Origin of the sequence: Pseudomonas sp. UBA6276, from assembly GCF_002438365.1 — a bacterium.
GTDB lineage: Bacteria > Pseudomonadota > Gammaproteobacteria > Pseudomonadales > Pseudomonadaceae > Aquipseudomonas > Aquipseudomonas coleopterorum.
This window is the reverse complement of record NZ_DJUS01000007.1, coordinates 1-14,990: the sequence shown is the minus strand read 5'-3', so window position 1 is coordinate 14,990 and position 14,990 is coordinate 1. Positions and strand designations below refer to the sequence as shown.

Sequence of the window (14,990 nt, the reverse complement as noted above, 5' to 3'; positions counted from 1 at the left end):
GTGATGACCGAATGATTGCGCAATCATTTTGAGATCGAAAAAAGTCATCCTGGGCTGGGGCAGGATGACCTTGTCGGGAATCCTACGCTGATTGCGCAATCATTCAAGAGCGCGCTCATCGGTTTTCAGACAAAATGAATTAGGTGCTTTGTCGATCGATCAGCGTAAATCCAGTGTCGATTCGAGCGGGCGCAGTGCTGCCGGCCGGGTAGTGGAAGCGCTCCAGCAGTGCTCTGGCAACCTGATCGCCAATGCGTTTGCCGTCTACACATACTGTCGACAGTGCTGGATACACATGGGCAGCGCTGCTCAAGTCGCCAAAACCCATTACCGCCAGGTCGGCGGGCACCTGCAGACCACGGCTGGCGGCCTCGGCGAGCACACCTTGAGCGATGGTGTCAGAACTGCAGACCACGACGTCAGGTGTCGCACCCTGCGCGAAAAGCTGTCGCAGGCCCTCACGACCGACTTCCAGGGTGGCGGGCGGTGTCATGATCCGCATCGGGACCTGGGCCGCACCCTGACGCTGCAACTCGGCAATCAGACTCTCGCAACGGCGAAGGCCGCGCGGATCGCTGATGGTGATCACTGAAAACCGCTTGTAGCCTTTGGCAAGCAAGTGCACAGCCGTAGCCTTCCCTACCCCTTCATGGGAAAAACCGACCAGCATATCCAACGGCTCCTCGCTCAAGTCCCACGCTTCGACCACCGGAATACCCGATTGGGCCAGACGCAGGCGGCTGGACTCGGTGTGCAGGGTTCCGGTCAGGACGATGCCGTCTGGTCGACGACCGAGGACGGCTTCAAGAAGCTTCTCTTCCTGTTCGGCAGAGTAGCCCGTCAAGCCCAGCAGGGTTTGATAGCCTGCCTGGGCAAGACGGTCCATCAAGGCTTGCACCGTGTCGGCGAAAATGGAGTTGGCAATGGTGGGCAGGAAAATCGCCACCAGCCGCGATTTGTTGCTCGCCAGCCCCCCGGCCAACATGTTGGATACATAACCGGTGACGCGCACCGCTTCCAAGACTTTTTCCCTCGCCTGTTTGCTCACCACTTCAGGGCGATGCAGCGCACGGGAAACGGTAATAGGCGAAACGCCAGCAATCTTGGCCACATCGATCAAAGTCAGGCTCGACGCTTTCTTGGGCTGAGAGACGTCGTGGGTGGCGGACTTCGTGCCAGGTTTCTTTGCCATCGGGTTTCCGGATTCAAGGGCATGACATGAAAGCGACGAGTCAGCCGTAATGCAATGAAATGATTGATCAACGTATCGCGGGTGTGATGACGTTCTATCCTATACGCGGCTCATGGGGGGCGCTACGGCCAAAAGTTGTTCAGGCACGATCCGCCTAGATCAGTGCGCAGTCCGATTACCCCTGATCACATCATAAGCACGCTCGCACGCCTCACCGGCTATTCGGGCGCGGTCATAAGCATTCGCCAAGTCTCCCGCTCGCGCATCAGCGCGCTCGAGCAATTGGGAGAGCACCAGGGCGGCGCGGGCGGCTGACGGGCCTCGGTCGGCAGCGCCGGAAGTGCTGGCGCAGGCGCCTGAATTGGCGGCAAACTTGCTGGCCTCGATGTGCAGGCGGTCAGCAGAAGCATCGAGGCCAACAGCATCGGCATTGGCAGCAGCGATTTCCTTTCTTGCATCGATTCCTACCTGATTGGCTTCGCGTTGGAAGCGTTGCTCATCGTCGCGAGCAGCCTGAACGGCTCGCACCCGTTCGACCTGCTGGGCGGCCACGGCCTGCGCCCACTGTGTGTCTCTGGCAGCATGGGTGACCGTCGCCCCATGGCGGTAGGCGCCATACAGCGCGGTGGCGCCCAGCCCCAGCACGATGACGAGCCGGACTTGCCCTACCCCTGACATCACGTGATGCCCAGAAACCGCGAACGCTCGGCGGCGCGACGCTTGACCAGGCCAGGCAGGACCTTCCCGCCGGCGCTCACCCACCGGCTGAACTGCTCGGCTGCGCCAGCGGTATCGCCCGCATTCAACCGATGCAGCAGGGTCGATTCGGCAAAGCTGGCTTCGCCGACGTTGTACGTGAACGACACCAGTGCATCGAATTGCCCTTGGTCGAGTGGCACGATCACCCGCCGCTCCACAGCCCGCTCGAATCGAACGAGATCCTCGCCCAGCATTCGCTCAGCCTGGGCCTCGGTGATGACACTGTCAGGGGTAACGCCCAATGTACTGCCATATCCGATCGTCCAGGGCGGCCCGCCAGTGCCAGGGTCCGGGTACGCCTCAAGTTTCAAACCTTCAGCGGACTTGATCAGAGCAATGCCTTTTGCGGATGTCTTCATGTGTTCCTCCAGACGAAAAAAAGCCCGCACGCGGCGGGATGGGAGATGTGAGGGGTGAGGTGCGATACGCGCCATTGCGCTTGTGTCTATCAAACCGAGCCACCGAGCTGTGATCGCAGTCGCGCGATCTCGGCACTTTGCGTGGTGACCTTGTCCGTGAGCTGGGCGACCTGCCCGGTGAGGGCCTCTATCTTGCCTTCCATGCGGCCCACTGCAGCGGCGAGTGCATTGCGTTCCTTGGCGAATTGATCGGCGCGGGCGTCGGATTCCCTGCGGGCCATGCGTTCGGCGTCGAGCAATTCCGTGAGCCGGCGGACGGTATCGATATCGGCTTTGTCCATTGCCCTATCGGTGGCATCCCTGGACAGGAACTTGCGCAGCCAGAGAAATCCGCCCAGCAATACGGTGCCCGTCCCGCCCAGCCACGCGGCTGTGCCCGGGCCGAGGTCGTTAGGGTCCATAAGTGCTCCGGTAAGTTTGAAGTGGGATACAAACGCTCTTTGCAATAAAGCGTTTGATGGGGTTGCGAGCCGGTCGACACACGCTGCCTACCGGCCTCGCTGAAATAGGGTGTGACGCTTGCTGCTGCGCAAGGATGTCGCGGATGCCCGCCGTTATGGCAGCAGCATCCGCGACCTCCAAGGCCGTCAGGCGTGGGTAGTGGTCAGTTTATAAAACAGCGCTTCGGATTGGTTGGCGTCCTCCACGGTGCTGGTAGCAGTGGAGTTGTTGTAGACACCGGCCTTGAAGTAGAACAGCGGCGCCGTGCTCTGTTGCAGCCACAACGCCAGATCCCCGGCAAAGTTCTCGCGCACCTCGCCCACCTGAACATAAGCAGTGAGTTTCCCGGTCGAACTGACTTTGACGTAGTACTGGATCCGGGCGCCCTTCGCGATGCCTTTGAACAGATCACTGTTGACAGGATCCTTGTCCGGATCTGCACGAAAGGAAGCCACCACCTTGTAAGTCGTCGCAGGCGCGCGCTCTTTTTCGTAGGTGAATTTGAAAAGCGGGCTCTCGCCATTGTCGACATGGATCTGGCCGATGTACACCGAGCCTTCTCGCGTGTCTACCTTGTCGGGAACACTGTTCACGACCAGCGAAGCACCCATGGCATGGGTGCCACCGGACGCTTCCCAGTTCCACTCCTGATTGGTGCCGGGCTTGTATTCCCGGAACTCGCTACGGGTCTTGGTGGATCGTGCGGTGGTGAAACCATTGACCGGCGCCGTGAACCGCAGGTAGCTGTCGGTGATCTCGAAGTACTTGTTGCCGGTGATGGCCGCTACTTGCGAGGGCGTGTAGGTCTTGGCCGAGTCGCCGTCAGCTTCGGGGGTGGTCAGGGACCAGTGAAGATCGATTGGGGAAGTTGCCATGTGAAGTCACCTTTGAGTTGAGTTTGATGCGGAGGATTCCGCTTTCGTGTCGCTCACAGGCGATCGCTCGAGGCTCGTGGCCTTCACATGATTCAACGTCCCGCAGCGGGTACATTTGATCTGGAGCTCAGTGAACTCGCCCATGCGGGCAAGCAGTCGTTTGCATTTACCGCATCGGCAGTCTTTCAACATCTGCTAAGTCCTTTGATTTCAGCTACGTTGCACGCCGCGGCTGGGCCATTGGAGGTGGCAAGCGTGCAGGCGGGTCCTTTGCGAGTTACGGCGCCCGCGAACGCAACGCTTCATTTTTGCGAAGTGCAGAAACGCGAAAGCCCCGAAATGTTCGGGGCTCTCAGGTTTCTGTCAGGCATAAAAAAACCCGACGCTGGGTCGGGTCTTTAAAATGGTTGTCTTGGATCAAGGTTCTGAAGACGAAATGCTCAAGATTGGAAAATGATGCCTGAGCGCCGACAAAAGATCAAGCAACTTCTTTCATCGCAGCGATTGTTTTTGCAACGGGCGTCAACGCGGCGTTATCCAGTTGGCTGCAGGCATCGAAACAGCGCTCGACGAAACTTCCCCAGTCCCTGGCCCACTGATCACCCACCAGTCGCACCCCTGAAGTTTCCAGAATGTACTCGCGCATCTTCTCCACTGTTGGTAGAGGGTCGATCCCCTCCCCCTGCCCGCCCTGGTTCAGACGCTTGTAGCGCAACAGCACCACTTGAGCCACATACCGCGCCTTCTCGAACTTGCGCGCCGTCATCTTCGGGCCGGCGGCGTAAGCGATGTGCAGCACGCGCTCCTGCGCCTCTTCTTGCTCATCGATATCGCTGAGCGGACTGTACAGATGGTTGCCAAAGGCCTGCAGATAACCCGGCAGTGTTGCGATCGCCTGCTGGATCCGCGCCGAGATCGACTGGTGCATCGCGTGCCGGCTGTTGATCGACTTCGCGGTCTTTTGCACCGAGCAGCCCAGACGGCCGATCTGTTCGAAGTGCGCACCTTGGCGGTCCCATGGGGTATACAAAGCGTCGTGCCAGGCTGCCCGGGCGGTGTTGAGTTGCATCATGCCGTTCTCTCCTTGAATTCGCCGCAGTCAGTCATCACGAAATGCTCCGCTTGCCCACTGTCGCCATCAGCAGCTCGCGGGCCTGAGTACCGTCCGCTGGAATACCCTGCTGAATCATCCTCGCCTGCACCTGACGATCGGCGTGTTCATCAGCACGCTGCAGCTCGGTCTTGCGCCGCTCCTGGTCAATCTGGATCACGGCTTCCATGGGGCGGCCCGCCTGCGCGCGCAGCAGGATGACCGCATAGTGACGGTCGAAGCGCTGGCGCAGGCCTTTATCGTCCGGCCTGGCCCCACGCAGATCGAACAAACCGGTGGCCCTGGCCGCCAGATGGACGCCCTCATGGCTGTAAGTGCCCATCAGTACTTCGATCCACGCCTCCATCGCCGACGGCATGCCCAGGCATTCGGGGCCTGGCCTGCACATGGCGATGAACTCACCCACGCTTGGTGCGAACGGCTTCTGCGCCTTGCGGCAGTTCTGGATACCGAACTCGATCTGCTCCAGCGAACGGATACCCTGCGCCGCGAACCCCTGGATCCACTCTTCCTTCGCCGCGTTCAGTGCCTCGGTCGATGGCCACGCCTGGCGCCAGGCCGGGAAGATTCCGCGCAGCTTGCGAAACAGTGCATTGACGACTGCGGTGGTTTCGGCCGAAACCGGCACAGCCTGGACCGTCTCGACCGCAGGCAGATTGTGAGCGGATGCCAGCAACTGATTCACTGATTTCATGCCTTCACCATCAGCCCTTCGGCCCACGAAGTGTCATCGAAATCAGGCTCGCTGGCCTTGCGCAACGGGAACGGATGGACGCTCGCGCCGGTGGCCGCATCGCGCTTGATCCACTTCACCAGCAGACTCACCCAGGCCAGCTGCGTCTCGAAACGGCCAGAGGCGGCGTAGTGACAGACGAACGCACCGATGGCCTCATGCGTGAACAGCGCCTCGGCCAGACCCATGCGTTTGGCGAAGGCGGCCAGCAAGCGCGGGTCGGGCTTCCACTCGAGGCTCATCTGGCAAGCCGCTGTGGGATCGACTGATTCAGGGGGATGTTCAACGCGCGCGCCGAGCGAGTTGTGTTGATCTTCTCCTGTTCCATTCCCTTCCCTTCCGGCGTCGAGCGGTCGACGACCGCTCGACGATTCGTCGTAGAGCGCCGCGGGAAAAGGCGGATGCCTGAAGTTCTTTTTCTCGATCTTCTGGTGCTTCCAGCCCATGACATGCAAGTACTGCTTGCCCTCGGCGGTGTAGCGACGCGTCAGCTGGGCGCCTTCGAGCTCGCCCAACAGTTCGCTGACCTCATCGATGGTCAGGTCGTCGCCGGGAAATATGAGCGCCTTGATCGTCCTGGGTGACAGCGGATGGTTGCCGCCGTCGTCGCAGAAATTCCAAAGACCAATGAACAGCAGACGGGCCAATGGGCGGCAGGACATGACCTGCTCGCTCGACCAGAACTCGGGTTTGACGGTGCGGATACGGGCCATTTGCTGAGCCTCCCTGTAAATATATGCACACGATAATGCACTGGTGCATACTTGTAAACAGAGTGCATCCTTGATGTATGCACCGCCTGAGGCGACGATTGCACTCATGCATAAAACTATCGATAAAATCCTGGCCGAGCTGATGGCTCGCGAAGGACTGAACCAGGCCAGGCTTTCAGCCCTGACGAAGGTCGGTCAGCCCACGATCTCGCGAATACTCAAGCCCAACGGCCCAAAGGGAATCAGGAACCCGACCGACACCCAGGTGCGGCCGATCGCCGATCACTTTAGGATCAGCACCGATCAATTGAGAGGCTATGCGCCACTGGATGCTGCCGCGACCCAGGACTCGGCAGCACAGGCCGAGCCGGCTTCGGCCATAGCGCTGGTGAAGGACATGCTGGCGCGCGCTTCCAAGCTGCCGGAAGGCTTGAAGCAAAGGATTCTTGCCACTGCCGAGCATGGAGACAACGTCATCACGGTCGATTTCTCGCGCCCTGGCCAGGTTGGGGATGAGGTGTGGATTGCCCATTACGACGTGCGCGCCGCCATGGGTGGCGGGCAGATCCCCCATGAATACCCGGAAATGCTCCAGGACATCAGGGTCAGCCCGCAGCACCTTCGCGAGATGGGGGTCAGGTTCAAGGAGCACTTTCACCTGAAGATGATCACCGGCTGGGGCCAGTCGATGGCGCCGACGATCAAGGACCGCGATCCCCTGCTGGTGGATGTGACCATTCGCGAGTTCACCGGCGACGGCATCTACCTTTTCTCCCACGATGAGATGCTTTACGTGAAGCGTCTTCAGAAGAAAGGCAAGGATCGGTTCAAGATGATCTCGGACAACGAGCATCACGACCCGGAAGAAATCCGCGTAGACGATACGCATATCCTGGCCCGGGTGTTGTACGTGTGGAATGGACAGCCCGTTTGACGGGCGGCTGAAGCTCAATAATGAAGGTAGGTGCTATCTGTACATTCAGAATGGCGCCGATCTGGAGTCGGAGGCCCAGGGATCCGTTGCCACTTGGCTATCCTGCTCCCATTCATCCACGCCTGGCCGGCCTTTCTTTTCAGGCTCCTCCCAACGGACCGTTACGCTGCCGTCATCATTGTGCGACAACTCCAGTTCGTCGGTATCCGCCAGTATGCCCAGCACCTCGTGCCACTCCCTGTCGCCATCGCTGTCCAGCCTGGCAATAGTCACCCATCGCTGAAGTTGGGCGATAGGATGATTGATCATTTCGGACACGCGCAAGCTCAGGCGCTCCATCCCTGTCAATCCTTGGCGCTCCTCGTGCGCCGCCTCCACGTGCCCCACCATACCGCCCCCTGAAGCTGTATGCATATCCAGTATTAGGCGGAAGCATAACGAGGGCTGCGAGAAATGGGAACCCTGCGTTGTGGGATTTTTCCTTCAGGCATGCAGGGGTCGGATGATGCACCGGCGCATGCCCGCCCGAGCGGCATCCTTCGGACAGCACTGCAGCATTAGCTGTCTCGACTGCTTATCCAATGGCAAAGAAAGTCTTGCCCAGCATCAGCAGGCTCACGCAGACGCAGAGCACAGAAAACATTTGCTGCAAAAGCCGTGCAGGCAGGTTCGGCGCCGCAAGGCGACCACCAATCATGCCGACCAGTGCCGATACGGTGAACAAGGCGCCTGCCGATGAAAACGTAACCCCCTGGCTGAACAGATGGCCCAAGGTGCCCAGCGAGACCAGCGTGACGACCATCAACGAGGTGGCGACCACGCCGTGCATGCGCACATCGCTGAACTTTCGAAAGGCGGGGACGATGAGAAACCCTCCCCCCACGCCCAGCAGGCCGGTCAGAAATCCCGACGCTGCGCCGATCGAGGCCAGGGTGGCCAGGCAGCGGGCATTCCAGTCGAGTCGGCCCGTGGCGGGATCGAGCATGCAGTTGCGCTGCAGCGTGCCTTGCGCTTCGCTGTCTCCCCTGGCCTGCAGGTACATCCGACAAGCCACCACCAGCATGACTGCGGCGAACAAGATCATCAGCGCTGTGCCAGGGACTCGCGCGGCGACGTAAAGTCCCAGCGGCGCAACCAACCAGCCTACCGCGGCCATCGTGGCTGCCGCTTTGTAGCGCACCAGCCCTTGGCGCAACCCCTGCATCGCGCCGATCAGCGCCGCGCTGCCCACCGCGAGCAAGGCGACGGGGGTGGCCTGGGTCACCGACCAACCCAGCCCCAGGGTCAGCGCCGGAATCGCCAGGATGCCACCGCCTGCGCCGGTGAGCCCCAGCACTAGGCCCACGCAGGCCCCCAGCAGGAAAGTCAGCATCCGCTCACTTCGAGGCGCAGTCGGTGAACCACTCGCGCCCCTTGAGCATGCCGTTCCAGTAGAACCATGGCAGCAATCGCGCCTTGAGGAACCACGCCGACCGGCGCGGTATGGTCGGGTCCATGGGAAACGTCGGCAGCAGTTTCCCGCCATAGCCGAACTCGGCCAATATGACCTTGCCCTTCTCGACAGTGAGAGGACACGAACCGTAGCCGTCGTAACGACGAGGCAGTTCAAGGCCTTTGCGCAATGCCATAAGGTTTTCTGCAACCACCACGACCTGCTTGCGGGCTGCCGCAGCGGTCTTGGCGTTGCTGGTGCCGCAGACATCGCCTGCGGCGAAGATTTCCGGATAGCGCGGATGCTGCAAGGTCGCCGGGTCGACCTCGAACCAGCCTGCCTTGTCGGCCAGTTCGCTTCGACGAATCACATCCGGCGCTTGCTGGGGTGGCACGACGTGCAGGACATCGAAACGCTTCTGTACACAGGTCACATTGCCGTGCGCGTCCGTGACATCGAACCAGGCGGTCTTGCCGGGACCATCGACCTTGACCAGATTGGACTGGAAGGCCAGGGCTGCGCCGTACGCTTCGACGTACTTCATCAGCGGGGCGACGAATGTGGCAACCCCGAACAACGCAGGCCCCGCCAGGTTGAATTCCACGCAAATCGACTTCAGCACGCCCTCCTTGCGCCAGTGATCGCAGGACAGGTACATCGCCTTCTGCGGTGCGCCTGCACATTTGATCGGCATCGCCGGCTGGCTGAACAAGACGTTCCCGCTGCGCAGAGCGCGCACCAGTTCCCAAGTGTAAGGCGCCAGGTCGTGTCGGTAGTTCGAGGTCACCCCATGCTTGCCAAGCGTGTCTTCGAGACCCTCGATTTTCTCCCAGGCCAGCTGCAGGCCGGGGCAGACGATGAGCTGCTGGTAACCCAGCTCGGTCCCATCGCTGAGCAACACACGCTGACGGCCGGGCGCGAAGGCCGATACCGACGCCTTGATCCAGTGCGCGCCCTGGGGAACGACGCTGGCCATTGGACGCAGGGTGTCATCGATGTTGTAGGCGCCCCCGCCCACGAGCGTCCAGGCGGGTTGGTAGTAATGCTCGCTGGCAGGCTCGACGATCGCAACGCGTAGCGACGCATCCCGCTTGAGCAGACTGGCCGCGGCAGCGATGCCGGCAGAACCACCGCCCATGATCACGACATCGTACTGCCGGGTTTCAGGGCTGCCCTTGGTTGCCAGCTCGTAGAGCCTGGCGGATCGATTGCCGGTACGGCAGTAGGCAAGCATGGGCTTGGGCAGCCGCTCCAGCAGTGCCTTCAGCGCTTGACCCTGCGCATCGGTGGCACCAGAGCTGGCCACAGGCAGATAGTGAAATTCCAACCCTGAGGCGACGGCCGCGCGCTCCATGGCCAGATGATCGGGTTGCTCCGCCCCACCCTCTTGATCCGGACGATTGCAGATCACGCTGGCGAAGCCTTGCGCCCGCACCTGCGGCAGATCACCCGGCTCGAGCTGGCCCGCCACCGAGAACCCTGCATCTATACGCTTTACCACTTGCTCCATTGCAAACTCCAGGCATGTACGCTGTGTGAGGGTGCAGAGGCTTACTTCTTCAGCGCCTGGCCGCAGTACAGGCCCGACAGTGTCTGCATCAACGAGACCACTTCGAAGCTGGCCAACGAGTAGTAGATGTACTTACCCATCCTGCGCGTGTTGACCATGCCCTCGTCACGCAGCACGCCCAACTGCTGCGACAACGTCGGCTGCCTGATCCCGGACAATGCCTCCAGCTCGCCCACGTTGCGCTCGCCCTGAGTCAATTGGCACAGCAACAACAGACGGTCCTCGTTGGCCAATGCCTTGAGCAAGGCACACGCCTTGGAGGCTGAATCGCGCAGCAGACCGATTTCCTCGGCAGACAATTGAGCAGACATGGCAAGCCCCAACAGTGGAAGATCGACAGTCTACGATTGGATAGTATATCTTTCAATATAGTGTAATGACGTGCATTGAAGGAGGCTGCCAATGGCCGCGCAGATCGAAGGTTTCTACGACACCGCCACGGCAACCGTGAGCTATGTCGTTTTCGAGGCTCCGGGAGGACCTTGCGCGATTGTGGACCCGGTGCTGGATTACGATGCCAAGGCCGGACGCATCCACACCGACAACGCAGACCGTATCATCGCGTTCGTGAACGAGCACCGGCTGCAGGTGCAGTGGCTGCTGGAAACCCACGCGCATGCGGATCACCTCTCCGCCAGCGCCTACCTCAGGGATGCACTCGGCGGCCAGATCGGCATCGGTGCGCAGATCACTGCGGTGCAGAAAGTGTTTCGCGACATCTACAACCTCGAACCCAGCTTCCTGCCCGATGGTTCGCAGTTCGACAGACTGTTCGAGGCGGACGAGGCGTTTCACATCGGCGCGATCCCCGTGAAAGTTCTGCATGTACCTGGACACACGCCGGCAGACATCGCCTATCAGGTCGACGACTCACATGTCTTCGTCGGCGATACGCTGTTCATGCCTGACGTGGGCACCGCCCGATGCGACTTTCCGGGCGGGGATGCCGAACAAATGTACGGATCGATCAGACGCCTGCTGAGCCTACCCCTACACACCCGACTGTACATGTGCCACGACTACCCTCCCGCTGGCAGAGAGGCGTGCTGGACAACCACCGTGGCCGAGCAGCGGGAGAAGAACATCCACGTCAGCGACGCGTCGGATCTGGCGTCGTTCGTGCGCATGCGTACAGCGCGTGATGCCACCCTGTCGGTTCCAGCGCTGTTGTTGCCGGCGATACAGGTGAACATCCGGGCCGGGAATCTTCCGCCTGCGGATGAGAGCGGTTTGTGCAGCTTGAAGATTCCGGTGAACAGGTTTTGAAAATGGCAGGAAGAGGAAGCGCCAGGCTTTAATGAGATCCGCGCCCTATCGCTACACCTGTACAAGCTCGCCGGCCACGCCAGCGAAGAGATGACGCGCACCTACCAGAGAAACCATGCGAACGTGGTCTGGTCGGAGGTCCAAGCAGATTTGGATATCAGCGGTATCGCGAGATAGTTTTGCGCATGTTTTACGCTGGCACAAAAAAGCCACTTTCAAGAAGTGGCTTAAATGTCTGATTTTACTCAGGAATAAATGGTCGGGACGGAGTGATTCGAACACTCGACCCCTTGCACCCCATGCAAGTGCGCTACCGGGCTGCGCTACGCCCCGACCGAGCGTGAAGCTGTTCCAGAACCTCTGAGAACGTCGAGAAATATACCTTAAGCATTTGAATTATGGAAGTATTTTTTTCCAAAAATTCACTTCTTCAGGACACTCAGGACATCTTCGAGCTCGGAGATCGTCTGGCGAATCAATTGCTTGTACTGCGTGGTGTCATCCTTGGCTTCGTCACCGGACAGACGCAGACGCGCACCTCCGATGGTGAAACCCTGGTCATACAGCAGCGCGCGGATCTGACGGATCATCAGCACGTCTTGGCGCTGGTAATACCGACGGTTTCCGCGACGCTTCACGGGGTTGAGCTGAGGAAATTCCTGCTCCCAGTACCGCAGCACATGAGGCTTGACGGCACACAAGTCGCTGACTTCACCGATGGTGAAGTAGCGCTTGCCGGGAATGGGCGGAAGTTCGTCGTTATGACTTGGTTCCAGCATAGGCCTCAACTCGGGCTTTCAGTTTCTGCCCTGGACGAAAGGTGACCACGCGGCGAGCCGTGATCGGGATTTCTTCACCGGTTTTCGGATTGCGGCCAGGCCGCTGGCGTTTGTCCCGAAGGTCGAAATTGCCGAAACCCGACAATTTGACCTGCTCGTTGTCTTCAAGAGCGTGCCTGATTTCTTCGAAGAACAGCTCGACCAATTCCTTGGCCTCTCGCTTGTTCAGGCCCAACTCTTCATAAAGACGTTCCGCCATTTCAGCTTTCGTCAAAGCCCCCATGCGCTACTTCCTTAACGTGGCGTTCAACCTTTGTTCGAGCGAGGTGAGGATGGCTTGTGTCGTGGTATTCACCTCATCGTCGTTAAGAGTGCGCGATGGATGCTGCCAGGTCAAGCCAACAGCGAGGCTTTTTCTATGAGGATCAATGCCTTTACCCTGGTAGACGTCAAACAACCTGAGGTCGGTGAGCCATTCCCCGGCGTTCTCGCGAATGACCTCCATTACTGCACTGGCAGCCACATCACGATCGGCCAGCAATGCCAGGTCACGACGCACTTCAGGGAAGCGCGACAGCTCCTGGAATTTCGGCAGACGACCTTCGGAAACTTCGGCAAGCACCAGCTCGAACACGAAGACGGCGCGGTCCAGACCCAACGACTTCACCAGCTCCGGATGCAAGGCACCCAGGTAGCCTACTTCCTGACCATCGCGTTCGATACGGGCGGTCTGGCCTGGATGCAGCGCCGGGTGCTGACCCGGAACGAAGGTGAAGGCGTCCAGCGCACCGGCGAAGCCCAGCACGGCTTCCACATCAGCCTTGACGTCGAAGAAGTCCACGGTTTCGCGGCCCTGAGCCCAGCCTTCCGGCAGGCGACTGCCGCAGACGACGCCAGCCAGCATGGGCTCCTGCTTCAACCCGTCCAGTTGACCGACGAAGCGCAGGCCGCTTTCGAACAGGCGCACGCGGTCCTGCTGGCGATTGAGGTTGTGCTGCAGGGCCTTGACCAGACCTGGCCACAAGGACGAGCGCATCGCCGCCATGTCGGTCGAGATCGGGTTGGCGAGCAACAGAGGCTCGACGCCAGGGCTGAACAGCTCGAACAGCTTGGGATCGATGAAACTGTAGGTGATCGCTTCCTGATAGCCACGGGCGACCAGCAGGCGACGCAGGGCAGGCAGGTCGGAGCGAGCTTCCGGGCTGGCCTGCGGCGCCAGACGCGCCTGTGGGTAGCGTACCGGCAGACGGTTGTAGCCGTAGAGCCGAGCCAGCTCCTCGATCAGATCGACTTCCAGGCTGATGTCGAAGCGATGACTCGGCACTTCCACCGACCACTGCCCTTCCCCACTGGTCTTGACGCCCAGACCCAAACCGGTCAGCAGCGCTTCGATCTCGCTGCTGCCCAGCTCCAGCCCCAGCATCTGGCTGACCCGCTCGGCACGCAAGGTGATCGGTGCGATCTGCGGCAAGTGCTCCGCACTGAAGCTTTCAATGATCGGGCCCGGTTCGCCGCCGGCGATGTCCAGCAGCAACGCGGTCGCGCGCTCCATGGCTTCACGGGCGAGGTTCGAATCGACACCGCGTTCGAAGCGATGGGAAGCGTCGGTGTGCAGCCCATACGAACGCGCCTTGCCTGCCACCGAGATCGGTTCGAAGAACGCGGCCTCGAGAAACACATCGCCGGTCTTGGCGGTCACGCCGCTGTTCTCGCCGCCCATGACGCCAGCGATGCCCAGCAGACGAGCGTGGTCGGCAATGACCAGAGTGTCGCTGCGCAGAGCGACTTCCTGACCGTCGAGGAGGGTGATTTTCTCGCCCTCCTCGGCCATGCGTACCCGGATGCCACCGTCGATTTCGGCCAGGTCGTAAGCATGCATCGGCTGGCCCAGCTCGATCATCACGTAGTTGGTGATGTCCACCGCGGCATCGATGCTGCGCACTTCGCTGCGACGCAGGCGCTCGACCATCCACAGCGGAGTGGCCCTGGACAGATCCACATTGCGCACTACACGGCCAAGAAAACGCGGGCAAGCTGCCGGCGCAAGCACTTCCACCGGAAGCACGTCGTCGTTGACCGGAGCAACGGCGGCGATGACCGGGCGAGTGACCGGCGCGGCATACAGCGCACCCACTTCACGGGCCAGACCTGCCAGGGACAGGCAGTCACCACGGTTGGGGGTCAGGTCGACCTCGATGCTGGCATCGTCCAGCCCCAGGTACACCCGAAAGTCTTCGCCGGTCGGCGCATCGACTGGCAGCTCCATCAAGCCGTCATTACCTTCGCCAACCTGCAGCTCGGACTGCGAGCACAGCATGCCGTTGGACTCGACGCCGCGCAGCTTGGCTTTCTTGATCTTGAAGTCACCGGGCAGTTGCGCACCGATCTTGGCGAATGGAATCTTCAGGCCGGGGCGCACGTTCGGCGCACCACAGACCACCTGAAATGTTTCATTGCCATCGCTGACCTGACACACGCGCAGCTTGTCGGCGTCCGGGTGCTGCTCGGTGGCCAGCACCTCGCCCACCACTACACCGCTGAACTCACCTGCGGCCAGGGTTACGCTGTCCACTTCCAGACCTGCCATCGACAGACGCGCAACCAGCTCGTCTCGCGAAGCCTGCGGGCTTACCCAGCCACGCAGCCATTGTTCACTGAATTTCATCCTGCTCTCCTGAAAGATTCGTTACGGCTAGCGAAATTGCGCGAGGAACCGCAAGTCGTTGTCGAAGAACAGGCGCAAATCATTGACGCCGTAACGCAGCA

Annotated in this window: 18 protein-coding genes and 1 tRNA gene; 2 read left to right on the top strand and 17 right to left on the bottom strand. The window is 60.5% G+C overall.

Features of this window, described 5'->3' with window-relative positions; translation table 11 throughout:
* Positions 1 to 139: 139 nt before the first annotated feature.
* The 9 genes from B2V21_RS01125 to B2V21_RS01085 form a co-directional block, all read right to left on the bottom strand.
* Positions 140 to 1,192, bottom strand: coding sequence for a LacI family DNA-binding transcriptional regulator (locus tag B2V21_RS01125; protein ID WP_286915773.1), 1,053 nt, complete (start codon positions 1,190 to 1,192; stop codon positions 140 to 142).
* Between the two features lie 159 nt (positions 1,193 to 1,351).
* Entirely contained in the window at positions 1,352 to 1,870 is a 519-nt protein-coding gene (locus tag B2V21_RS01120; RefSeq protein ID WP_286915869.1) for a DUF2514 family protein, read from the bottom strand.
* A complete protein-coding gene (locus B2V21_RS01115; protein ID WP_286915772.1) occupies positions 1,870 to 2,310 on the bottom strand; it encodes a lysozyme in 441 nt (146 codons plus the stop codon). Before B2V21_RS01115 ends, B2V21_RS01120 begins: the two co-directional genes overlap by 1 nt.
* An 89-nt stretch (positions 2,311 to 2,399) precedes the next feature.
* Entirely contained in the window at positions 2,400 to 2,771 is a 372-nt protein-coding gene (locus tag B2V21_RS01110; protein WP_049859186.1) for a chemotaxis protein, read from the bottom strand.
* A 186-nt stretch (positions 2,772 to 2,957) separates the two neighbouring features.
* Positions 2,958 to 3,686 (bottom strand): polysaccharide lyase family 7 protein, encoded by a 729-nt coding sequence (locus tag B2V21_RS01105; protein WP_122741879.1) that lies wholly within the window; start codon positions 3,684 to 3,686, stop codon positions 2,958 to 2,960.
* A gap of 6 nt (positions 3,687 to 3,692) precedes the next feature.
* The gene (locus B2V21_RS01100; RefSeq protein WP_090357545.1) at positions 3,693 to 3,878 is read right to left on the bottom strand and encodes a Com family DNA-binding transcriptional regulator; all 186 of its coding nucleotides are present in this window, start codon (positions 3,876 to 3,878) and stop codon (positions 3,693 to 3,695) included.
* 286 nt (positions 3,879 to 4,164) lie between these two features.
* Positions 4,165 to 4,758: a hypothetical protein gene (locus tag B2V21_RS01095; protein WP_286915771.1), complete on the bottom strand. Its 594-nt coding sequence runs from the start codon at positions 4,756 to 4,758 to the stop codon at positions 4,165 to 4,167.
* Positions 4,759 to 4,792: 34 nt separating this feature from the next.
* Entirely contained in the window at positions 4,793 to 5,491 is a 699-nt protein-coding gene (locus B2V21_RS01090) for a replication protein P (RefSeq protein WP_286915770.1), read from the bottom strand.
* On the bottom strand, positions 5,488 to 6,351 hold the full coding sequence (locus B2V21_RS01085) for a DnaT-like ssDNA-binding domain-containing protein (RefSeq protein ID WP_286915769.1): 864 nt from the start codon (positions 6,349 to 6,351) through the stop codon (positions 5,488 to 5,490). The genes B2V21_RS01090 and B2V21_RS01085 overlap by 4 nt, the downstream gene beginning before the upstream one ends.
* Between B2V21_RS01085 and B2V21_RS01080 the strand changes: the two genes are divergently transcribed.
* On the top strand, positions 6,317 to 7,177 hold the full coding sequence (locus B2V21_RS01080; protein ID WP_376787095.1) for an XRE family transcriptional regulator: 861 nt from the start codon (positions 6,317 to 6,319) through the stop codon (positions 7,175 to 7,177). The two genes, B2V21_RS01085 and B2V21_RS01080, sit on opposite strands and share 35 nt — an antisense overlap.
* 45 nt (positions 7,178 to 7,222) lie before the next feature.
* On the opposite strand, the gene B2V21_RS01075 is transcribed toward B2V21_RS01080, so the two are convergent.
* The 4 genes from B2V21_RS01075 to B2V21_RS01060 form a co-directional block, all read right to left on the bottom strand.
* Positions 7,223 to 7,567: a DUF1654 domain-containing protein gene (locus B2V21_RS01075; RefSeq protein ID WP_286915768.1), complete on the bottom strand. Its 345-nt coding sequence runs from the start codon at positions 7,565 to 7,567 to the stop codon at positions 7,223 to 7,225.
* 184 nt (positions 7,568 to 7,751) lie between these two features.
* A complete protein-coding gene (locus tag B2V21_RS01070; protein ID WP_286915767.1) occupies positions 7,752 to 8,549 on the bottom strand; it encodes a sulfite exporter TauE/SafE family protein in 798 nt (265 codons plus the stop codon).
* 4 nt (positions 8,550 to 8,553) lie between these two features.
* Positions 8,554 to 10,119: a bifunctional protein tyrosine phosphatase family protein/NAD(P)/FAD-dependent oxidoreductase gene (locus B2V21_RS01065; RefSeq protein WP_286915766.1), complete on the bottom strand. Its 1,566-nt coding sequence runs from the start codon at positions 10,117 to 10,119 to the stop codon at positions 8,554 to 8,556.
* 41 nt (positions 10,120 to 10,160) lie between these two features.
* On the bottom strand, positions 10,161 to 10,490 hold the full coding sequence (locus B2V21_RS01060) for an ArsR/SmtB family transcription factor (protein WP_049859180.1): 330 nt from the start codon (positions 10,488 to 10,490) through the stop codon (positions 10,161 to 10,163).
* Between the two features lie 91 nt (positions 10,491 to 10,581).
* Here B2V21_RS01060 and B2V21_RS01055 point away from each other — a divergent pair, with 91 nt between their 5' ends.
* On the top strand, positions 10,582 to 11,445 hold the full coding sequence (locus tag B2V21_RS01055; RefSeq protein WP_286915765.1) for an MBL fold metallo-hydrolase: 864 nt from the start codon (positions 10,582 to 10,584) through the stop codon (positions 11,443 to 11,445).
* Positions 11,446 to 11,701: 256 nt separating this feature from the next.
* Here the strand turns inward: B2V21_RS01055 and B2V21_RS01045 are convergent.
* From B2V21_RS01045 to pheT, 4 genes are all read right to left on the bottom strand, one after another.
* Positions 11,702 to 11,778: transfer RNA gene (locus B2V21_RS01045), tRNA-Pro, on the bottom strand.
* A gap of 89 nt (positions 11,779 to 11,867) precedes the next feature.
* Complete coding sequence (locus B2V21_RS01040; RefSeq protein WP_043188397.1) at positions 11,868 to 12,224, bottom strand: MerR family transcriptional regulator; 357 nt, start codon at positions 12,222 to 12,224, stop codon at positions 11,868 to 11,870.
* Positions 12,205 to 12,507, bottom strand: coding sequence for an integration host factor subunit alpha (gene ihfA / locus B2V21_RS01035; protein WP_002553164.1), 303 nt, complete (start codon positions 12,505 to 12,507; stop codon positions 12,205 to 12,207). Before ihfA ends, B2V21_RS01040 begins: the two co-directional genes overlap by 20 nt.
* 3 nt (positions 12,508 to 12,510) lie before the next feature.
* Positions 12,511 to 14,889 (bottom strand): phenylalanine--tRNA ligase subunit beta, encoded by a 2,379-nt coding sequence (gene pheT, locus B2V21_RS01030; RefSeq protein WP_286915764.1) that lies wholly within the window; start codon positions 14,887 to 14,889, stop codon positions 12,511 to 12,513.
* Positions 14,890 to 14,990 lie beyond the last annotated feature (101 nt).